Source organism: Chitinolyticbacter albus (genome assembly GCF_024437655.1).
Lineage (GTDB): Bacteria > Pseudomonadota > Gammaproteobacteria > Burkholderiales > Chitinibacteraceae > Chitinolyticbacter > Chitinolyticbacter albus.
Map to the genome: position 1 here is coordinate 26,969 of NZ_JANBVF010000008.1, position 20,600 is coordinate 47,568.

A 20,600-nucleotide genomic window follows, 5' to 3' on the forward strand; every position below is an offset into this window, starting at 1 on the left:
TTCAAGCAAACAGCTCTTCAGGCAGCACCACCGCGGTACCGAGCTTGCCCACGACGATGCCGGCGGCCCGGTTGGACCAATCCATCGCTTGCGGCAGATCGAGGCCGGCGGCCAGCATCAGCCCCAGCGTGCCGATCACGGTGTCGCCCGCACCCGAGACATCAAACACTTCGCGCGCCACGGTCGGGGTATGGACTACCCCGCCCCTGCGGAACAGCGTCATGCCCTCCTCGCTGCGCGTGACCAGCAGCGCCTCCAGATCGAGCGAGGCACGCAGCGATTGCGCCTTGGCGACAAGGTCGGGCTCGTCCCGCCACGCGCCCGCCACCTGGCGGAACTCACTGCGATTGGGCGTCAGCAGCGTGGCGCCACGGTAATGGCTGTAGTCTTCCCCCTTGGGGTCGACCAGCACCGGCTTGCCGGCGATTTTGGCAGCAGCAATCATCGCATCGACATGGCGCAGACCGCCTTTGCCGTAGTCCGAGACGATGACCACATCGACCTCGGCCAGCAGCCGGCGGTAGTCGTCGAGCTTGTCCGCCAGAGTCTCCTGGCTCGGCTGCTCCTCGAAATCGATGCGTAGCAGCTGCTGCTGACGCGCCAGCACCCGCAGTTTCACCGTGGTGGCGATATGCGGATCGCGCCGCAGATGCGTAGTCACGCCCCCCTCGTGCAGCAGGCGCTGCAGCGTATCGGCAGGCTCGTCGTCGCCGACGACGGCCAGCAGCGTGGCCTGCCCACCCAGCGCGGCGATATTGCGCGCGACGTTGGCCGCCCCCCCGGCGCGTTCGTCCCGCTTGCGGATGCGCGCCACCGGTACCGGCGCCTCGGGCGAAATACGCTCGACATCACCGAACCAGTAGCGATCGAGCATCACGTCACCCACCACCAGCACCCGCGCGCCGGCAATGGCGGCCCGAAGCGCTGCGAGATCAGTGGCGGCCAATGGCTTCATATGCGATCCCTGCCCGTTTCACCATGTCCGGATCGAACAGGTTGCGTCCGTCAAACACCACCGGCTGCTTCAGCAAGGCGCTGACGCGCTCGAAATCGGGGTTTTGGAATTCCTTCCACTCAGTCACCAGCAGCAACGCATCCGCGCCCGCCAATGCGGCCATGGGGCTCTCGGCATAGCCGATGCGATCGCCGACGATGCGTTGCGTTTCCTTCATCGCCACCGGATCAAACGCGACGATGCGCGCGCCGCGCTTGAGCAGCTCTTCGATGATGACGAGGCTCGGCGCCTCGCGCATGTCGTCGGTCTTGGGCTTGAACGCGAGCCCCCACAGCGCGAAGGTATGGCCGGCCAGGTTTTCGCCAAAGCGCGCCACCACCTTCTCGACCAGGCGTAGCTTCTGTGCGTCGTTGGCCGCTTCGACCGCGGTGAGCACCTTCAGATCCATGCCGTTTTCCGTGGCCGTGCGGCACAGCGCCTTCACATCCTTGGGAAAGCACGACCCGCCATAGCCGACCCCGGGGTAAAGGAAGCTGTAGCCGATGCGCGGATCGGACCCGATGCCGCGGCGCACGAGCTCAATGTCGGCGCCCAGCACCTCGGCGAGATTGGCCAGCTCGTTCATGAACGAGATGCGGGTGGCCAGCATGGCGTTTGCCGCGTACTTGGTCAGCTCGGCAGAGCGCACGTCCATCACCTGGGTGCGGTCGTGATTGCGCTGGAACGGCTGATACAGGCTGCGCATCAGCTGGATGGCACGCTCGTCGTCGGCACCGACCACGATGCGGTCAGGCTTCATGAAATCCTCGACCGCGGCGCCTTCCTTCAGGAACTCGGGATTGGAGACCACGCTGAAGGGCAACTCGATGCCGCGTGCAGCGAGCGCCTCGGCAATGGTGGCCTTGACCTTGTCCGCGGTGCCAACCGGCACGGTCGACTTGTCGACCACCACCTTGTAGTCCTTCATGTGCTGCGCAATATTGCGCGCCGCAGCCAGCACGTACTGCAGATCCGCTGAGCCGTCTTCGTCCGGCGGCGTACCCACGGCGATGAATTGCACCGTGCCATGCGCCACCGATTCAGCGATGTTGGTGGTGAAGCGCAAGCGGCCTGCGGCGGCATTGCGCTTGACGATGTCTTCCAGTCCCGGCTCGTAGATCGGGATCTCGCCGCGCTGCAGCATCTCGATTTTGCACGGATCGACATCGAGACACAGCACATCGTTGCCATGTTCGGACAGGCAGGCGCCGGTCACCAGACCGACGTAACCACTACCAATGACGGTGATTTTCATCATGCACCTGCAATTTGCTGGTTGATCTGAATAAGCGCCGCGACCGGGTCCGCGCTCTGGGTAATCGGCCGGCCGATCACGAGGTAATCGCTCCCTGCCGCCACGGCCGCTTGCGGCGTCATCACGCGTTGCTGGTCGTCGAGGCTGGCATCCAACGGGCGAATGCCCGGGGTGACCAATTTGAAATCACGCCCGCACACGGCCTTGAGCATGGCCGACTCCTGCGCCGAGCACACCACGCCATCGAGCCCGCAATCGCGGGTCAGCCGCGCCAGGCGCTCGACCTGGACTGCGGGTTCCGGCAAGCCCAGCTCGGCCAATTGCTGGGCATCCATGCTGGTCAGCACCGTGACGGCGATCAGGAGTGGTCGCTGCGGCAAGGTCTCCAACGCTTCGCGCGTGGTTTCCAGCATCTTGCGCCCACCCGAGGCATGGACATTGACCATCCAGACGCCGAGGCCGGCCGCGACCTTGCAGGCCTGCGCCACCGTGTTCGGGATGTCATGGAATTTCAGATCGAGGAACACATCGAAGCCACGCCCCACCAGCTGCTCGACGAGGCGCGGCCCTTCGGCAGTGAAGAGTTCCTTGCCGACCTTGAGCCGGCACAGGTCGGGGCTGATGCGATCGGCAAAGGTCAGCGCACCGGCTGCGTTGGGGTAATCGAGCGCGACGAGGACGCGCGGATCAGGTTTGGTCATTTGAGGCCCAGGTTCAGGCAGCGCTGCGGCTCTTGCGGCCACGCACCGGAGGATAGGTTTCCCACTCGGAACAAGCCGGGCAATGCCAGAAATACTGGCGTGCCTTGAAACCGCAATGGCTGCAATAGTACATCGTGTGTTCGCGGGTCGCTTCGGTCAGCAGCTTGCCGATGATCTCCAGCTCGAATTTCTGGTCGTCCGGTGCCACCAACAAGTGCGCTTCGAGCACCTTGCGCAGGCTGGGCATGGTGGGATGTGCCTTCAGGCGCTCGCGGACGAACTCATACGCGGCCTCGAGCCCCTGCTGCGCCATCAGGCGCTCGTAGGCGATGTCGAGGACATCGAGCTCGGGGTATTGCTGCAGCATGCGCAGCAGGAAGGTGGTGCCCTCCGTGGCACGCGCCGTGGCGTCGTAGGCCGCCAGAAGCTTGCGCGCGACGAGCGCCAGCACCAGCGGATCCTGCACTTCGATCGCCAGCCATTCCTCTATCGCGGCATCGATATCGCCGCGCGCCTGCGCCAGCTCGCCAAGCAGCAAGCGCGCGCGCGCGCACTGGCGGTTCTCGGCGAGGGCGGCATGCAGGTGTTCTGCGGCCAGGACCGGGTTGGAGCGGGCAAACGCCTGCTCGGCCAGCTCGCAATGGAACTGCGCGATTTCGTGCTGGTAACTATGGCTTTCGTCGCGCATGCGCTGCGCGATCTCGATGGCCTTCTGCCAATCCTTTTCCTGCTGATAGACCGCCAGCAATTCGCTGCGTGCCTGGCGGGCGTAATCGGTGTGTTGCAACTCGATCAGGATGTCTTCGGCGCGGTCGAACAAACCGGCCTTGAGGAAATCGCGCGCCAGCTCGAATTGTGCCTGCTGGCGCTGGGTATCATTGAGCTCGCGCCGATCCAAGAGCTTCTGGTGCATGCGAATCGCGCGCTCCAGCTCGCCGCGGCGACGGAACAGATGGCCCAGCGTGAACTGCAGATCCACCGTTTCGACGTGATGGCGCGCGATGTCGACATAGACGTCGACCGCCTCGTTGGTCCGGCCATTGAGCAGGTAGTTGAGGCCCTTGAAATACTGGGCCGGCAAGGAGCGGGTTTCCGCCAGCACGTGCTTGATATCGACGCGCGCAGCCAACCAGCCGGCGCCGAAAAAAACGGGTAGCGCGATCAACCACCAATACGGAAAATCGGACATGGGAGGCTCGGTAAAACGGGATTACACCGCGTCACGCGGCTGTTCCAGCAAGGGATCCGGGGCGGAGGGATGCGCGGGCGCGCTGCGTGCGCGCAATTCCTTGCGCAGGCTGACCAGCTCTCGCCGCTGCTTGACCACCTGCCCCAACGCGGCCAGCAGTCCGAGCGCCGCACCGGCGACGAAGAACACCAACAACACCAGCGCAAGTGGCGCCTGCCAGGCATAACCCAGGAAGAACTTCAGCGTGACGGGCTCAGCGTTATGCATGGCAAAGCCGAACAGCAGCACGAACAGCAGGAGCTTGATCAGCCAGAGCAGATAGCGCATGGGCATCTCGCGGGTCGAAAGTGCCGTCATTGTAGCCGATTCGTCAGAAAGCGGCCCAGCGGGGAATATCACCACCCCGCGGCGGCGGAAACTGCAGGCAAGAAAGAACGGCACGCTTGCGCGTGCCGTTTTCGTGTTCCCCGGCGAGCCGGTTTACTCGAGCTCGTCAACGCGCTCGCGTAGTTCCTTGCCAGCCTTGAAATGAGGCACAAACTTTTCCGGAACCTCGACCTTGCTGCCGGATTTCGGATTGCGCCCCGTTCTCGGGGGACGGTAGTTCAGGTCGAAGCTGCCGAAGCCGCGAATCTCGATGCGACGACCTTGAGCCAGGCTCTTGCCCATCGCATCGAGTATGGTCTTGACGGCCAACTCTGCATCTTTCGCCACCAACTGCGGGTAACGGGTGGTGAGCCTTGCAATGAGTTCGGACTTGGTCACGACCCTGGGCCCTTATTCGTTCGAACCGGACAGCTTGGCCTTCAGCAGGGCACCGAGGTTGGTGGTGCCGGCGCTGGCGTCAGACGAGAGCTGGCTGATGGCAGCCTTTTCGTCGCCCATGTCCTTGGCCTTGATCGACAGGTTGATCGAACGGGTCTTGCGATCGACGTTGATGATCATCGCTTCAACTTCGTCGCCTTCCTTCAGCACGCTACGGATGTCTTCGACGCGGTCACGCGAGACTTCGGTCGAACGCAGGTAGCCTTCAACGTCTTCGCTCAGCGCGATCACGGCACCCTTGGCATCCAGGGACTTGACGGTACCCTTGACGATGGCGCCCTTGTCGCTACTCGACACGTAGTTGTTGAACGGATCACCTTCGAGCTGCTTGATGCCGAGGCTGATGCGTTCCTTCTCGGTGTCGATCGACAGCACCACGGCCTCGACTTCGTCACCCTTCTTGAAGTTGCGCACGGCTTCTTCGCCGGTCACGTGCCACGACAGGTCGGACAGGTGAACCAGGCCGTCGATGCCACCCGGCAGGCCGACGAATACGCCGAAGTCGGTGATCGACTTGATCGCGCCCTTGAGCTTGTCGCCCTTCTTGTAGTTGGCTTCGAACTCGTCCCACGGATTGGCGACGCACTGCTTCATGCCCAGGCTGATACGACGCTTTTCTTCGTCGATGTCGAGGATCATCACTTCGACTTCGTCGCCCAGCGACACCACCTTGGACGGATGGACGTTCTTGTTGGTCCAGTCCATTTCCGACACGTGCACCAGGCCTTCGATGCCTTGTTCGATCTCGACGAAGGCGCCGTAGTCGGTCAGGTTGGTGACCTTGCCGAACAGACGGGTGCCTTGCGGGTAGCGGCGCGACAGGCCCACCCACGGATCTTCGCCCAGCTGCTTCAGACCCAGCGAGACGCGGTTCTTTTCTTGATCGAACTTGAGGACCTTGGCTTCGACTTCATCGCCCACGGCGAGCACTTCGCTCGGGTGCTTGACGCGGCGCCATGCCAGATCGGTGATGTGCAGCAGGCCATCGATGCCGCCGAGGTCAACGAACGCACCGTAGTCGGTGATGTTCTTGACGATACCCTTGACCACCACGCCTTCGCGCAGGGTTTCAAGCAGCTTCTGACGCTCTTCGCCCAGGCTCTCTTCGAGCACGGCACGACGCGACACAACGACGTTGTTGCGCTTGCGATCGAGCTTGATGACCTTGAATTCGACTTGCTTGCCTTCGAACGGCGTGGTGTCCTTGACCGGACGGGTGTCGACCAGCGAACCCGGCAGGAAGGCGCGCAGACCATTGACCATCACGGTCAGGCCGCCCTTGACCTTGCCCGAGATCACGCCGGACATGATGGCGCCCTTCTCGAGGGCGTCTTCCAGCTCGATCCACGACGCGAGGCGCTTGGCCTTCTCGCGCGAGAGCTTGGTTTCGCCGTAGCCGTTTTCCAGGCTATCGATCGCCACCGGAACGAAATCGCCAACCTTGACTTCAACTTCGCCACGGTCGTTCTTGAATTCGTCGATGGAGATCAGGGATTCAGACTTCAGGCCGGCGTTGACGGTCACGAAATTGTGGTCAACGGCTACCACCTCAGCGGTAATCACCTCACCAGAACGCATTTCCTGGTTCTTGAGGCTTTCCTCGAACAGGGCGGCAAAGCTCTCCATGGAGCCGGACAGAGTAGCAGTAGTCATTAAGGAAGATTCCAAACACTCCCAGAAAGGGGAGCAGGGTTAGTTGCACTTCGCCGACGCCACCTTGCGTAACGTCGACACGACATACCCGCGTACTACGGGTAACTGAAGATTCTAAATATTTATTTTTTTTCGATCAAGTGCTTAGCGTGATTTTTGCAGGGTGACCCGCACAGCCGGCAGGCGCGCGCCTCAGGCCTGTGCCTTGACGCGCCACCATGCCAGCACCTGATCGACTGCCTCTGCAATGCCGAGCCCGTCGGTATCAAGCAGCAACGCATCGGCCTGCTGCGCCAGCGGCGATACGCTGCGGGCGCGGTCCCGCGCGTCACGGGTCTCCAGATCGGCGGTAATCGCCGCCAGATCCGCCGCTTCGCCCCGACCGATCAGTTGCTGGTAACGGCGCGCGGCGCGCACCGCTGCGCTGGCGGTCAGGAACACCTTGAGGGGGGCCTCCGGAAACACCACGGACCCCATGTCACGGCCGTCGGCCACCAGCCCCGGCATACGGGCGTAGCCGCGCTGGCGTTGCAACAACGCGGCCCGCACCGCAGGCAGCGCCGCCACGCGCGATGCGCCCACGCCGATATCCTCGCTGCGGATCGCCGAGCTGACATCGGCGCCATCGAGCACGATGGTCTCGCCATCGAAACGCGCATCAAGCGCGGCCGCGACGCCAGCGACCGCCACTTCGTCATCCCAGGACAGGCCACGGCGGCCGGCAGCGAGCGCGGTCAGGCGATAGAGTGCGCCCGAATCGAGGTAATGAAAGCCGAGCGCCTCGGCGACGCCGTGCGCCACCGTGCCTTTGCCCGAGGCGGAAGGACCGTCGATGGCGATGACCGGAACCAGATTCATGGCAAACCCTTGCTGCAAAAAAAGAAAACCGGCAGGTCTGCACCTGCCGGTGTTTCGCCATTGTAACGCCGTCGCCGCAAACCCGGAACCGGGTGACGGCGACGTGTGACATCAACGCCGGGCGAGGATGGCCTCGATGCGCGCAAGCTCGTCGGCGGCAAAGTCGAGCCTGGCCACCGCGCCCAGGTTCTCGGTGATCTGCTCGACGCGGCTCGCGCCGATGATCACCGAGGTTACCGTGCGCAAGGCCCACGCCAGCACCATCTGCGCCAGGCTCTGGCCGCGTGCGGCGGCGATCTCGTTCAGCGCCCTCACCTGCGCCAAGCGCGCGTCGACGTTGTCGGTGGTCAAAAAGGGATTGTCGCTTGCGGCTGCGCGCGAATCGGCGGGAATGCCATCCAGGTAACGGCTGGTGAGCAGACCCTGCGCCAGCGGGCAGAACGCGATCGAACCTATGCCTTCCTCCTGCAGCACGTCAGTGAGCCCGCCCTCGATCCAGCGATCGAACATCGAGTACGACGGCTGGTGGATCAGGCACGGCGTGCCGAGCTCCTTGAGGATGCGTGCGGCCTCGCGCGTCTGCTCGGCCGGGTACGACGAGATGCCGACATACAGCGCCTTGCCCTGGCGCACCACCGCGTCCAACGCACCCATGGTTTCCTCCAGCGGCGTAGCCGGATCGGGGCGGTGGTGGTAGTAGATGTCAACGTACTCAACGCCCAACCGCTTCAGGCTTTGGTCCAGGCTCGCCACCAGGTATTTGCGGCTGCCCCAGTCGCCGTAGGGGCCGGGCCACATCTGCCAGCCGGCCTTGGTCGAGATCAGGATTTCATCGCGATAGGCCTTGAGATCGCTGGCCAGCACCCGGCCGAACGTCTCTTCGGCCGATCCCGGTGGTGGCCCGTAGTTATTGGCCAGATCGAAGTGGGTGATGCCGGCATCGAACGCTGCCAGCACCATGGCACGACTGGTGGCATGCGACTTGTTGTCGCCAAAGTTGTGCCACATGCCGAGCGAGATCGCCGGCAGCATCAGGCCGCTGCTGCCGCAACGGCGATAGGCCATGCCGTCGTAGCGTTGGGGTTGGGCGAGGTAAGGCATCAAGGCTCCTTGCGACGCGCGTCCCAGGCCACCCGGGCCTGACTGGCACGCTCGATGTATTCGGTCAGTTGGCCGGTATCGCCGGCTTCGATCAAGGCCACCAACTCCTGCATGCGGCTGATGTTGCCGCGCAAATCCGCCACGACCGCTTCGCGATTGGCCAAGGCGATATCGCGCCACATCGCCGGATGCGAACCGGCGATCCGCGAGAAATCGCGAAAACCCGTTGCGGCAAATTCGAGGCAGGCGTCGATATTAGGCCGATCGAGCAAGGCATTCATATAGGCAAACGCCACCAGATGTGGCACATGGCTAACGGCGGCAAAAATCGAATCGTGTTCGGCGGCATCCATGTGGAAGACCTCGGCGCCACAGGCCTGCCAGAGCGCGGTGAGTTGGGCGATCGCCTCCGGTGCCGACTCCTGCAGCGGGGTCAGTACCACGCGCCGCCCTTCGAACAAGCCATAGCGCGCTGCCGCCGCGCCGGAAAGATCGGAGCCGGCGATCGGATGGCCGGGCACGCATGCCTTTAGATGCCCGGGCAAATGTCGGTGAAACAGCGCGACGACATCCTGCTTGGTCGATCCACCATCGGTGACGATGCAATGGGGTGCGAGCCGGGGCGCAATGGTCTGCATCAACGCCCCCATCTGGCCAACGGGAGTCGCCAGCAGGATCAGATCGGCGCCGGCAGCCGCGGCTGCGGCATCGTGGCTGGCCGCGTCGATCACGCCAAGCTCAAGCGCGCGTTCCAGATTGCGGGGATCACGGCCCACGCCGACCACCTGGTCGACCATGCCTGCACGCTTGAGTGCCAGCGCGAAGGATCCACCGATCAGCCCGGTGCCCAGCAGCACCAGTTTGCCTATCTTGGCCATGAATTTTTTTCGTCGAACTTATCCAGTCGCATGGTACGCGATCCGCTCAGGGCAGGCATCTTCCTGCAAAGCAGGCGCGAGCGTTGACGCACTTTGACCGGCATTCAACGCCGGTTGGGTGCATCGGCGCGTCGCCGCCGCGCTACACACACCCACGCTGCCCGTGCTCTTTAACCCTCTGCTGCGTAGGGGCGACACCTGCCGCTCAGACCCGTCGAATCACGCCCCCCGACAGGCGCTCCATCTTGCCGACACCGCTTTAGAGCGGCCTACATCCTGTGCGCGACATCCGGCGCCGTCTCGGCCCTTGGTACAAGTGCCAGCGTGATCAGCTGTCCTTGCGCGCCGCGCAATGTCACCGTTTCGCGCGCCGCATCCAGAGCGAAACTGTTCACGCTTTGCAGCGCCGCGAGCACATCCGCTTCCAGCTTGCCGCGAGCTTCATCGAGGCAAGCCATGCGCGTACCCGCGAGCGGACCGATCGCAATCGTCTGCGCCTGATGACGAAATGGGCCCATGAAACGGTTGCAGCCGGAAAAGCCGGTGATGCGCTCACCCTGGATGCTGAGGGCAAGCCGCTCGTTAGCGGGCTTCGTCACCCTGCCATCGATCACGACGCGCTCGATACGGTACTCGCCGTTGAGCAAGGAACTGGTTTCAGCGCCGCAGGCAAAATGCGACGCAATCAGCAGAGCGATCAGCAAGGTTTTTTTCATGGCTACACCTCAGTCAATGGCAAGGTCGGGACCGTGCTCCAGAAACGCAGCAAGTGCGGGGCGCGGGATCAGCGCCGGGTACTCGGGGGTTAGATGCTGCGGCCGATCGCGTTGGCAATCGCGCCCAGCGTGACCATCAGCGTTTTCAGCTCGTCCGGCGTCAGTGCCTGATCGGCATCGCACCAGGCATCACAAGGATTGGGATGCATTTCGACCAGCAGGCCGTCGGCGCCAGCGGCAATGGCCGCCTGCGCCAGTGCCGGCACCATCCAGGCCTTGCCGCCGGCATGGCTGGGATCGACGATCACCGGTAGGTGTGTCTCGCGCTTGAGCACCGGGATCGCAGTCACGTCGAGCACGTTGCGGTAGGCCGTCTCGAAGGTGCGGATGCCACGCTCGCAGAAAATGATGTTGTGATTACCGCCGGCGGCAATGTATTCGGCTGCCATCAGCCATTCGCTGATCGTCGCCGACAGACCGCGCTTGAGGATGATGGGCTTGTTGACGCGCCCGACTTCCTTGAGCAGATCGAAGTTCTGCATGTTGCGCGCGCCGATCTGGATCACGTCGACGTCGTATTCCATGAAGGTGTCGAGCATGCGGATATCCATCAGCTCGGTCACCACCGGCAGCTTGTGGCGCCGTGCCGCCGACTGGAAATACTCCAGCCCGGTCACACCCAGCCCCTGGAAGGCGTAGGGGCTGGTGCGCGGCTTGAACGCGCCGCCACGCATCAAACGGCAACCTGCCGCGGCGACCGCATCGGCGGCCAGGTCCATCTGTTCCTGCGTTTCCACCGAGCAGGGGCCGGCGATCACCTGGATCTGCGGGCCGCCAATCGCGATGCCGCGCACCTTGACCACCGAACCGGCAGGATGGCTGTCGCGCGAGACGATCTTGTACTGCTTGGTGACGCGATTGACGCGCTCCACGCCGGGAAGGATTTCGAAATGGGCCAGATCGAGTTTGTTCTCGTCGCCTATGGCGCCAATGATGACAAGCTCGGAGCCGCGCGATACATGCTCCTTGAGGCCAGCGGCGCGGATCTGCGCGACCACATGGTCGATCTGAGCCTCGGAGGCATGGACTTGCATCACGATGATCATAAGAGCGTTCTCGAGCGGTAACGGTATCCCGGAAATCTAGCGTTCCCGGCGCGCGCCGCCTATTGCGGTCTACGCGTAGGCCACGCATGGCAGCACCGTACGCCAAATGCGCCGTACTCACCACGCTAGTCTTAGATTCAGCTCATTCCCGCGCCAGACCACGCCAGCACAGCAGCCCGCCCAGCACCGCGGCACAAGCGGCCAAGGTGAATACGCCCTGCCCGCCCAACGCCTCCCAGGCCCAGCCCGAGAGCATGCCGCCGCTGCTGGCGCCAAGGCCGAACGACACGCCGATGTAGAGTGCCTGCCCCTTGCCCTGATGGGGCCCGGCGAAGTGCTGGTGCACGAAGCTCATCGCCACCGCATGGCAGACCGCAAAGGTGAATGCATGGCCCAGCTGCGCCAGCAGCAGCACGGCCATGCTGTCCGCCCCCCAGGCGATCGCCAGGAAGCGCAGTATTGCCACCGCGAAGCATGTCAACAGCAAGCCGCGACGCGACCAGCGCGCGGTAAGCCGCGACATCTGCATGAACATCACGATTTCGGCCAGCACACCCAGCGTCCACAGCCAGCCGATATGGCTCTTGGCCACGCCATGCGCCGCCACCCAGATCGAATAGAAGCTGTAGTACGGGCCGTGTGCCAGCAACATCAGGAAGCAGGCGGCGAACACCACGCGTACCTCGCGGCGGCGCAGGATATCGCTAAAGCCCGCAGCCAGCTGCGCCGGGCTGTGCTGCGGAGCGGGCACATGTGGCAGCAGCCAGGTATAGAGCGCCAGCCCGGCCATCACCATCAGCGCCGACAGCGGCAGCACACCCACGCCGTGCGCCTGTATCCAGTAGCCCGCCGCTACCGAGGTGACGATAAAGCCAATCGAGCCCCACACTCGCAGCCGCGCGTAACGGCCTCCGTCGCCACGCAGCCGGTCCATCGTCAGCGCCTCGACCAGCGGCAAGGCGGCGCTCCAGAAGAAGGTGGCCAACCACAGCGCGGCGAGCATGGTAGAGAAGCGGTCGGCAAACTGCAGCAACACGAAGCCCGTTACGCCGCCGATGCCAGCCAGCCGCAGGATGACGGCGCGGCGGCCGGTATGGTCGGCCAGCCAGCCCCAGATGGCCGGCGCATAGATACGGTTGATCTGGGTCAGCGAAGTCAGGATGCCGATCTGCCACGCCGGGAACGACAAGGCAGCGAGGTACACGCCCCAATAGGGCTGGAACAGGCCGGTGAAGCCGAAGTAGCAAAAGTAAAAGCCGCCGATCGCAGCGAGACCGGCGGCTCGGGATTTCGTCATGGCTTACTGTTCGCGGAACTGCTGCGCGGCAACCTGTAGGTAATAGAACATCGAGACGATGGTCAGCACGCTGGCCAGATACAGCGCGATCGTTCCCACCAACGGCGTGGAAACGCCAGGAACCAGCGGTCCCCACCACAATAGCAGCAGGATGGCCACCATCTGCGCCGAGGTCTTGAGCTTGCCGATATACGCCACCGCCACGTTCTTGGATTTACCCAGTTGCGCCATCCACTCGCGCAGCGCCGAGATGGTGATTTCGCGGCCGATGATGATGACGGCAAGCCAGGCCGCCGCGCGATCGAGCTCGATCAGCAGGATCAGCGCCGCCGCCACCATCAGCTTGTCCGCCACCGGATCGAGAAAGGCGCCGAAGCTCGACGTCTGGTTCCAGCGCCGGGCGAGGAAGCCGTCGAACCAGTCGGTGAGTGCCGCCACCGCGAAGATCAGCGTGCCGCTCACGTTCTTGCTGGTCAACGAAATCATGCTATCGGGCAGATAGAACAGGCCGACGAAAACCGGAATCAGCGCGACGCGCAACCAGGTAAGCAGGATGGGCAGGTTCAGGGGCATCGCGCGGGGCGTGGTGAGCAGCAAAAGCCGCATTCTAGCCCGAAATCCGCTGCGCGAAGCGTTCTTGACCGGCATGGATTGGGCAGCACTTCGGTCGTCTGGCCCCACGGCGGACCCGCATTGACATTGAAACGATCGTTTGAGAACGTGCGGCTTGCCCAAGAGAACCCACCTTGCCGATGAAGCCCAGTACGCTCCGCCACCTGATCAACCTCTGGCCGCCATTTCTCCTCGCCGGCATACACGCCACGCGGTTTTCCAGCGATTGGCGCGAGATCGACGTCGAGCTACGGCTGCGCTGGTACAACCGCAACTACGTGGGCACCCATTTCGGCGGCAGTCTGTTCGCGATGACCGATCCTTGGTACATGCTGATGTTGATGCACGTACTGGGGCCCGATTACTACGTATGGGACCAGCGCGCCAGCATCGATTTCATCGCGCCGGGTCGCGGCCGGGTACACGCCAAGTTCCGGCTCGATCAAACCGTGTTGGCAGACATCCGGGCCCACACGGCCGGCGGCGACAAATACCTGCCCGAATTCACCATCGACGTGGTCGACGATGTCGGCGAACTGGTCGCGCGGGTGCAAAAGACGCTCTACATCCGCCGCAAGCCGCGCGCGCGCCTGGAAATCGGGCAGTCCGACAATTGATCCGGCTTGCCCGGTATGGGCACCGTGGCCGCAGGCGCTCGCTCTTGACTTAGACTGCGCGGCCCATTCGCTCCCCCACCTTGCCATGCTGATTCGTGAAACCCAGCTTGCCGATCTGCCCGAATTGTTCCGCGTTCGTGCCGCCACGCGCGAGAACGCCTTGTCCGTGGACTACCTCGCAACGCTGGGCATCACCCCCGAATCGGCCGCGCGCTCCATGGCCAGCGGCGAATCACGGGGCTGGCTGTGCGAAATCGATGGCCGCATCGTCGGCTTCGCCAGCGGTGATCGCAGCAGTGGGGAAATGCTGGTGCTGGCCGTTCTGCCTGAGTACGAAGGCCGCGGCATCGGTCGCGCCCTGCTGCAGCGGGTCCGCGATTGGCTGGCGGATTGCGGCTGCCCGCGCGTCTGGCTCGCAGCCAATCCCGATCCCGCGGGCCGCGCTCATGGCTTTTACCGCCGCTGCGGCTGGCAGCCGCTCGGCGAGTACAGCAACGGGGATGAAATCCTGATCTATCGGGGTGAGCACAGCTGAGCCAGCTCGCCCCCAGGTTTTTCAGCCTTAATCCCGCAGCTTGGCGTAATCGCCCTTGAGCGCCACACCGATCACGAAACTGCCGGCGTGGCATTCCATCGTGGCGTCGTTGCGACTCTCTTTCTTCTTGTAGTAGCTAACCAGATCGACCACGGCATTGGCGCCGCGCGCCTTGGCGGATTCCTGAAATTGAATCAGCGCCGACAAGGCGGCCCATTTGCAACCGAACTCGTCGCTTTTCCCCACCCCATTGGTTTTCTGGTTGGATACGTCGCTCTCCAGCCGCTGCAATACCTTGGGAGTCTTTTGCCCGGCGAGGAAGAATTTGACCGTTCCGTCGAGCTTGCCTTGCGCTTCGGGCATGGCCAAGACGTCCGCCAATGCAATGTGAACGATATCGTCACGCGCCATTGCGGGGCCCGCCAACAAGCCAACGCAAGCAAGCAGTATCAGTACGGAGTGCCTCATATTTTCCCTTGGTCTTTTTTTGGTCGGTCTGGGTACATCAACTGGAAAACTACAACTTTTCATTGGCAATCAACCTTGTGTTTGCCGGGTCTGCGCTATACGGGCCAGCGGCGCAGGATCAACGAGGTATTGATTCCGCCAAAGGCAAAGTTGTTGCTCATCACGATATCGGTATCGATCTCGCGGCCGGCACCGACGATGTAGTCGAGCGGCGCGCAACGTGTATCGACGGTATCAAGGTTCAGCGTCGGAGCAAACCAGCCGCTGCGCAGCATCTCGATGCTCATCCACGCTTCCAGCGCGCCACAGGCGCCCAGCGTATGGCCCATGTAGCTCTTGAGCGACGAAATCGGCATGCGCTCGCCGAACACCGCGTGGGTAGCGGCCGATTCCGCAATATCGCCGTGTTCGGTGGCCGTACCATGCGCGTTCACATAGCCGATATCGGCCGCGGCAAGACCCGCGTCGGCCAGCGCCAGCCGCATTGCCGTCGCCATGGTTTCGCTATGGGGCTGGGTGACGTGGCGGCCGTCGCTATTGGTTCCATAGCCGACGATCTCGGCGTAGATGGTGGCGCCGCGCGCCAGCGCGTGGCCGAGCTCTTCCAGCACCAGCGTGCAGGCGCCCTCGCCCAGTACCAAGCCGTCACGGCCGGCGTCGAACGGGCGAGGCGTCAGCGCCGGGCTGCCGTTGTGCTGGACGCTGGTGGCAAACAAGGTATCGAACACCGCCGCCTCGGTCGGGTCGAGCTCTTCGGCGCCACCGGCCAGCATGGCGATCTGCCGGCCGGACTGGATGGCTTCGAAGGCATAGCCGATACCCTGGCTGCCCGAGGTACAGGCGCTCGAGGTGGGGATGATGCGGCCCGTCATGCCGAAGAACACGCCCATATTGACCGCGGCGGTATGCGACATCATCTTGATGTAGGTCGTCGCGGTAATGCCCTCGGTGGTCTTTTCGTTGAGCATGCGGCCAAAATCGCCTATCGATGCCGGCGTGCCCGAAGACGAGCCATAGGCGATGCCCATCTGGCCGCTCTTGAGCAGCGGATCGTGCAACAGGCCCGCATCGATCAGCGCCAGCTCGCTGGCGCGGGTGGCCATCACCGCAACGCGCCCCATGCTGCGCAAGGTCTTGCGGTTGTAATGGGCAGGTAACTCGAACGGCGCCGCGGGCGCGCCGACCTGGGTATGGAGGCCTTCGTACTCGGCCCAGCCGTCCATCACCTGCACGGCGTTGCGGCCGGCGCGCAGCCGCGCCTCCACCGTCTTCCAATCGTGGCCCAGCGGGCTGATGGCGCCAAAGCCAGTCACTACTACGCGCTTCATCCCACCATGCCCCCGTTCACCGAAATCACCTGCCGCGTGATATAGGCGGCATCCTCGCTCAGCAGAAAGCTCACCGCCGCCGCGACCTCGTCGGGCTTGCCCATGCGACGCGCCGGAATGATCTTCATTGCCTCATCCAGCACATGCTGCTTGACCATCTCGGTATCGATCAGCCCCGGCGCCACGCAATTGACGGTGATCGCACGACTGGCGAGCTCGACCGCCAGTGCCTTGGTCGCACCAATGATGCCGGCCTTGGCCGCGCTGTAGTTCACCTGGCCGCGATTGCCCATGATGCCGGACACCGAGGCCAGCGTGACGATGCGCCCGGGGCGCTTGCGTCGCACCAGCGGCATCGTCAGCGGGTGCAGCACGTTGTAGAAGCCATCCAGATTGGTATGGATCACCGCATCCCAGTCTTCCGGCGGCATCGCCGGAAAAGCGTTGTCGCGCGCGATGCCGGCGTTGCAGACCACGCCGTAGTGGCAACCGTGCGTCTCGACGTCGGCCAACAGCACTTCGGCTGCGCGCGCACGATCGGCCACATCGAATTGCAGCACCCGCGCGGCACGCCCCAGTTCACGCACCTGCGTCGCGACGGATTCGGCTTCGTCGCGGCGGCTGCGGCAATGCAGCACGAGATCGTAACCGTCACGCGCCAGCCGCAACGCGATCGCCCGGCCTATGCCGCGGCTGGAGCCGGTGACCAGCACCGTCTTGTCATTCATCTGTCTAGTCCTTGCAAAAACTGGGTCGCATCGTCGGGCTCGAACACCGTCAACGCCGCGCTCGCTATGCACTCGCCGGCGATTTCGATGCGGCAGTCGAACTGCCCCAGGCCATTGTCGGCCTGGAACTGCCGGTGCACGTGGATGTGCAGCGTTTCGCCGGGCAAGAAGCCGCCACGGCTGCACTCATAGCGCCGGCTTCCCAGCAGAAACCCCACCCGGGGCAACTGACCACGCTGTCGCGATTGCCAGCCGGCCCAGGCGGCAACGGCCTGCGCCATATACTCGATACCGACCCAGCCGCCGACCTCGCCGTCGCTGCAGAACAACCCATCCGCGCGTATTGTCACTTCGGCGACCAGCGTCTCGCCCTCGGCCCGCAAGACGCGATCGAGCAGGCACATGGCGTCGGCATGCGGCACCAGATCGGTGATCGCCACGGTACTCAGGTCGGTCATGCCTGCCCCCGCACGCGGGCCAGCACCAGCGCCGCGTTGCTGCCGCCAAAGGCGAACGAGTTGCTCAGCGCATAGTCGAGCGGACGGCCAAGCACGCGCGCAGGCTTCACCAGATTGAGCTGCGGCAAGGCCGCGTCGGCCAAGCCGTCCCACCAGTGCGGCGGCAACTGGCCGCGTGGATTGTCATGCAATGTCAGCCAGCAGATGGCGGCCTCGATCGCGCCAGCGGCGCCCAGCGTGTGTCCGGTCAAGGGTTTGGTCGAACTCGCCGGCGTCGCAGCGCCAAACAGTCCGAATACCGCCCGGCTTTCCATCGCGTCGTTATGCGGTGTCGCCGTACCGTGCAGATTGATGTAATCGATCGCCGCAGGCGCGATGCCGGCACGCGTTAACGCGCCCTGCATCGCGGCCAGTGCGCCCCGGCCGGACGGATCGGGCGCGGAGATATGGTAGGCATCGGACGATTCACCCCAGCCGGCCAGCATCACCGGGCCCGGTTCGCGCGTCATCAGAAACAGCGCTGCGCCTTCGCCAATATTGATGCCGTCGCGCGCAGCGCTCATCGGGTTGCACCGTGCGGCGCTCACCGATTCCAGCGCGGCGAACCCGGCCACGGTGAACTGGCACAGCGTATCGCCGCCACCGACGATCACCGCGTCGCACATCCCGGCGCGCAACAAGCGCGCGGCGCTGGCCAGCGCCTTGGCGCTGGACGAGCACGCGGTGGAAATCACGTGGGCCGGCCCGGTCACGCCCAGCACCTGCGCCAATGCCACGGCGGGCGAGCCCATTTCCTGCTGCGCCAGATGAAAATCTTCGGGTAGTGCGCCGGTACGGGCATAGGCGAACATGCCGCGCTCCGCTTCGGCGACACCGGACGTGCTCGTTCCCAGGATCACGGCAACGCGGTGCGCGCCAAAGCGGATGATGGCCGCCTCGACCTCAGCCCGGATCTGCGCGAGCGCCGCCAGCAACAGCGCATTGTTGCGGCTATGCAGCGATACGGGCAGTTGTTCGTCCGCAGCAAGCGCGCCTGCCACCCGCCCCAGATGCAAGGTTCTGCCCGGCAGCGCCTCCGGCACCGGCGCGACGCCACTCACCTTGGTGGCGAACAGCGCCGCCCGGACTTCCGCCTGCCCCGCTCCCAGCGCGCAGACGATGCCGAGCTCATTGAGATAGACCGCTTCGTTCATATCATTCCGCATTGCGCGCCGTCTCGATCTGCATGCGATAGCGCTCCAGCAGGTTTTCCAGTTCGACCCGTCCCGTATCGCGCGTCACCCCCTCGTAGCGGATGCGCACCAGCTCCTGGCCGGCATGCAGCAATGTCCGCTCGTTGGCACCCGTATCGCGCAGCGTCCAGCCGGCCGGCAGTGCGGCCCGAACCGATTCGGCCGGCCAGAACACCAGTTGCACGTCGCGCAGCACGTGTCCCGCATCCACGGCCTGCGGCAAAAGGGCGTGACGGCTGCTTGCCAGCTCACGACCATCCCAGCGCAGGTTGAGCACACGCTGGCCCAGTGCGATGCCAACCAGCTGCACCGCCTCGGTGTCGATCTCGAGTTGCGCATCCAGGCTGTGCGCAGCGGCTTTCTCGCCTTGCCCGTCCGGGTTCAGCCACACGGTCAGTCGCTGCACTAGGCTCACGCTCGCGCCGTAATCGGCCGGCGCAAGCCGCAATGGCGGCAGCGCGCGTTCGGCAGGCGGCGTGGCGCAAGCTGCCAGCAGCAATACGGCAACGATCAGAGCGCGCACAACTGCTCCAGCGCCTTGAGCCGGCGCGGCTCGGCGACATAGGGGTTCTTGACATCCCAGGCGTAGCCGGCGAGCACCGACGAGATCATGCGGCGGATTTCCGGCGATTGCTGCTCATGGAAGATCACATCCTGGAAGCCGCCGGCGTACCAGCTCTCGACAAAGGCGCGGAACGCATCGACCCCGGCCTTCAAGGGTTGCGCGTAATCGGCTTGCCAATCCACCGTGTCGCCCGCGAATTCACGCGCGATCGCAGCAGCAGCGAGGCTGGCGGACTTGAAGGCGATGGTCACGCCGCTCGAGAACACCGGATCGAGGAACTCGCCCGCGTTGCCCAGCAAGGCATAGTTGCGCCCCGCCAGCGAGGAGACATTGGCCGCGTAGCCGGTCAGCTTGCGTGCCGGCGTATCCCATACCGCGTCCTTGAGCAGGCTGGACAGCGTTGGCGTCTCCGCAATGATGGCCTGCAGGCGCTCGGTTTCACTGCCGCTGTAGCGCTCGAGGAACTCGGTGCGCGCCACCACGCCCTGCGAGCAGCGACCATTGGAAAACGGGATGGTCCAGAACCAGACGTCGACGTGTTCGGGGTGGATGCTCACCAGGATCTTGTTGCGGTCGAACTCCCCGGTCGGGATCCGGTCTTCGATATGGGTGAAGTAGGCCCCGCGCACCGGAAAGGCCGACGGCGTTTCCAGGTTCAGCAGGCGCGGCAGGATGCGCCCGAAGCCGCTGGCATCGAGCAGGAAGCGCGCGCTGACCTGATAACGGGTGCCATCGGGCGCTGCAACCGTCACCACCGGCTGTTCCCCTGTGACATCGACCGCCACCACCTGGTGCTGGAAACGGATCTGGGCGCCGGCCTTGGCCGCCGCCTTGGCCAGCACGTCATCGAAATGCGCACGCTGGACCTGGTAGGTGGTGCCCCAGCCGCAGGAGAACTTGTCACGAAAATCGAAGCTGGTCCGGCGCTCGCCGCGCTGGAACGCCGCGCCATTCTTGTACTGGAAACCAGCCTCGACCACGTCCTGCAGGAAACCGGCCGCTTCGATGTACTCCATCGATTGCGGCAGCAGGCTCTCGCCGATCGAAAAGCGCGGAAACAGCTCCTTCTCGATCACCAGCACCTGGCGACCCTGTTTACGCAACAGGCCCGCGGCGACTGCGCCGGCCGGGCCCGCGCCAATGATCAGGATTTCGGTATGTTCGACTTGCATGGCAGATTCGCTCGGCATGATGAGAGGGTTAAAACCGGTTCAGTGGATGACATTGCCGGCGCGCAGCACGCCAACGACGCCCACGAGCACCCAGAAGGTGTTGAGCGTGGTGTAGGCGGTATCGCGGCGCAAGGCGGAGCACCACGACAACAGCACGGCGTCGATGGTGTTGAAGACCCAGACGAACATGAAGGGGCTGGCCGCGCCCAGCCAGCTCACCAGGCTGAAGCTGAAGATGCGCATCAGCACGCCGATCATTTCAAAGGTGCGTAGATTGCGCAGGACAAACTGGTTGAGGGTATGGACAGCCAT

At 64.0% G+C, this 20,600-nt stretch carries 24 protein-coding genes; 2 read left to right on the top strand and 22 right to left on the bottom strand.

The genetic code is table 11. The annotated features are described in order from the left end of the window. Position 1: 1 nt before the first annotated feature. The 14 genes from rfaE1 to pgsA form a co-directional block, all read right to left on the bottom strand. Positions 2–955: a D-glycero-beta-D-manno-heptose-7-phosphate kinase gene (rfaE1, locus tag NLI84_RS06510; RefSeq protein ID WP_255989035.1), complete on the bottom strand. Its 954-nt coding sequence runs from the start codon at positions 953–955 to the stop codon at positions 2–4. Next, positions 933–2,252, bottom strand: a complete 1,320-nt coding sequence (locus tag NLI84_RS06515; RefSeq protein ID WP_255989037.1) for a UDP-glucose dehydrogenase family protein — start codon at positions 2,250–2,252, stop codon at positions 933–935. The genes rfaE1 and NLI84_RS06515 overlap by 23 nt, the downstream gene beginning before the upstream one ends. Further along, the gene (pyrF, locus tag NLI84_RS06520) at positions 2,249–2,950 is read right to left on the bottom strand and encodes an orotidine-5'-phosphate decarboxylase (RefSeq protein ID WP_255989038.1); all 702 of its coding nucleotides are present in this window, start codon (positions 2,948–2,950) and stop codon (positions 2,249–2,251) included. The genes NLI84_RS06515 and pyrF overlap by 4 nt, the downstream gene beginning before the upstream one ends. Before the next feature lie 13 nt (positions 2,951–2,963). Continuing rightward, positions 2,964–4,139: a lipopolysaccharide assembly protein LapB gene (gene lapB, locus NLI84_RS06525; protein ID WP_255989039.1), complete on the bottom strand. Its 1,176-nt coding sequence runs from the start codon at positions 4,137–4,139 to the stop codon at positions 2,964–2,966. Between the two features lie 21 nt (positions 4,140–4,160). Continuing rightward, on the bottom strand, positions 4,161–4,466 hold the full coding sequence (locus NLI84_RS06530) for a lipopolysaccharide assembly protein LapA domain-containing protein (protein ID WP_255989041.1): 306 nt from the start codon (positions 4,464–4,466) through the stop codon (positions 4,161–4,163). Between the two features lie 153 nt (positions 4,467–4,619). Beyond that, a complete protein-coding gene (locus NLI84_RS06535; protein ID WP_255989043.1) occupies positions 4,620–4,904 on the bottom strand; it encodes an integration host factor subunit beta in 285 nt (94 codons plus the stop codon). Between the two features lie 12 nt (positions 4,905–4,916). Next, the gene (rpsA, locus tag NLI84_RS06540) at positions 4,917–6,590 is read right to left on the bottom strand and encodes a 30S ribosomal protein S1 (protein WP_373316914.1); all 1,674 of its coding nucleotides are present in this window, start codon (positions 6,588–6,590) and stop codon (positions 4,917–4,919) included. 219 nt (positions 6,591–6,809) lie between these two features. Continuing rightward, on the bottom strand, positions 6,810–7,475 hold the full coding sequence (cmk, locus tag NLI84_RS06545) for a (d)CMP kinase (RefSeq protein WP_255989045.1): 666 nt from the start codon (positions 7,473–7,475) through the stop codon (positions 6,810–6,812). A gap of 111 nt (positions 7,476–7,586) precedes the next feature. Further along, positions 7,587–8,576 (bottom strand): L-glyceraldehyde 3-phosphate reductase, encoded by a 990-nt coding sequence (mgrA, locus tag NLI84_RS06550; RefSeq protein ID WP_255989047.1) that lies wholly within the window; start codon positions 8,574–8,576, stop codon positions 7,587–7,589. After that, positions 8,576–9,454, bottom strand: coding sequence for a prephenate dehydrogenase (locus NLI84_RS06555; protein ID WP_255989048.1), 879 nt, complete (start codon positions 9,452–9,454; stop codon positions 8,576–8,578). Before NLI84_RS06555 ends, mgrA begins: the two co-directional genes overlap by 1 nt. A gap of 269 nt (positions 9,455–9,723) precedes the next feature. Next, complete coding sequence (locus NLI84_RS06560) at positions 9,724–10,158, bottom strand: META domain-containing protein (protein ID WP_255989049.1); 435 nt, start codon at positions 10,156–10,158, stop codon at positions 9,724–9,726. Between the two features lie 101 nt (positions 10,159–10,259). Continuing rightward, the gene (gene aroF, locus NLI84_RS06565; protein WP_255989051.1) at positions 10,260–11,264 is read right to left on the bottom strand and encodes a 3-deoxy-7-phosphoheptulonate synthase; all 1,005 of its coding nucleotides are present in this window, start codon (positions 11,262–11,264) and stop codon (positions 10,260–10,262) included. A 154-nt stretch (positions 11,265–11,418) separates the two neighbouring features. Continuing rightward, on the bottom strand, positions 11,419–12,573 hold the full coding sequence (locus NLI84_RS06570; RefSeq protein WP_255989053.1) for an MFS transporter: 1,155 nt from the start codon (positions 12,571–12,573) through the stop codon (positions 11,419–11,421). 3 nt (positions 12,574–12,576) lie between these two features. Continuing rightward, positions 12,577–13,146: a CDP-diacylglycerol--glycerol-3-phosphate 3-phosphatidyltransferase gene (pgsA, locus tag NLI84_RS06575; RefSeq protein WP_255989054.1), complete on the bottom strand. Its 570-nt coding sequence runs from the start codon at positions 13,144–13,146 to the stop codon at positions 12,577–12,579. Positions 13,147–13,325: 179 nt separating this feature from the next. Here pgsA and NLI84_RS06580 point away from each other — a divergent pair, with 179 nt between their 5' ends. Continuing rightward, positions 13,326–13,802, top strand: a complete 477-nt coding sequence (locus tag NLI84_RS06580; RefSeq protein WP_255989055.1) for a DUF4442 domain-containing protein — start codon at positions 13,326–13,328, stop codon at positions 13,800–13,802. An 85-nt stretch (positions 13,803–13,887) separates the two neighbouring features. After that, positions 13,888–14,337, top strand: a complete 450-nt coding sequence (locus tag NLI84_RS06585) for a GNAT family N-acetyltransferase (protein ID WP_255989057.1) — start codon at positions 13,888–13,890, stop codon at positions 14,335–14,337. A gap of 27 nt (positions 14,338–14,364) precedes the next feature. Here NLI84_RS06585 and NLI84_RS06590 read toward each other — a convergent pair whose 3' ends face one another. The 8 genes from NLI84_RS06590 to NLI84_RS06625 form a co-directional block, all read right to left on the bottom strand. After that, on the bottom strand, positions 14,365–14,700 hold the full coding sequence (locus NLI84_RS06590; RefSeq protein ID WP_255989059.1) for an excinuclease ATPase subunit: 336 nt from the start codon (positions 14,698–14,700) through the stop codon (positions 14,365–14,367). A gap of 200 nt (positions 14,701–14,900) precedes the next feature. Continuing rightward, entirely contained in the window at positions 14,901–16,133 is a 1,233-nt protein-coding gene (locus NLI84_RS06595) for a beta-ketoacyl-ACP synthase (RefSeq protein WP_255989060.1), read from the bottom strand. Continuing rightward, positions 16,130–16,861 carry a 3-oxoacyl-ACP reductase FabG gene (fabG, locus tag NLI84_RS06600; RefSeq protein ID WP_255989061.1) on the bottom strand — a complete coding sequence of 244 codons (732 nt, stop codon included), beginning with the start codon at positions 16,859–16,861 and terminating at the stop codon, positions 16,130–16,132. The genes NLI84_RS06595 and fabG overlap by 4 nt, the downstream gene beginning before the upstream one ends. Then, positions 16,858–17,319: a hotdog family protein gene (locus tag NLI84_RS06605; protein WP_255989062.1), complete on the bottom strand. Its 462-nt coding sequence runs from the start codon at positions 17,317–17,319 to the stop codon at positions 16,858–16,860. The genes fabG and NLI84_RS06605 overlap by 4 nt, the downstream gene beginning before the upstream one ends. Continuing rightward, complete coding sequence (locus NLI84_RS06610; protein ID WP_255989064.1) at positions 17,316–18,512, bottom strand: beta-ketoacyl-ACP synthase; 1,197 nt, start codon at positions 18,510–18,512, stop codon at positions 17,316–17,318. The genes NLI84_RS06605 and NLI84_RS06610 overlap by 4 nt, the downstream gene beginning before the upstream one ends. A 1-nt stretch (position 18,513) precedes the next feature. Beyond that, entirely contained in the window at positions 18,514–19,074 is a 561-nt protein-coding gene (locus NLI84_RS06615) for a DUF3261 domain-containing protein (protein WP_255989065.1), read from the bottom strand. Further along, positions 19,062–20,288, bottom strand: coding sequence for an NAD(P)/FAD-dependent oxidoreductase (locus NLI84_RS06620; protein ID WP_255989066.1), 1,227 nt, complete (start codon positions 20,286–20,288; stop codon positions 19,062–19,064). Before NLI84_RS06620 ends, NLI84_RS06615 begins: the two co-directional genes overlap by 13 nt. 39 nt (positions 20,289–20,327) lie before the next feature. Beyond that, positions 20,328–20,600 carry a hypothetical protein gene (locus NLI84_RS06625; protein ID WP_255989068.1) on the bottom strand — a complete coding sequence of 91 codons (273 nt, stop codon included), beginning with the start codon at positions 20,598–20,600 and terminating at the stop codon, positions 20,328–20,330.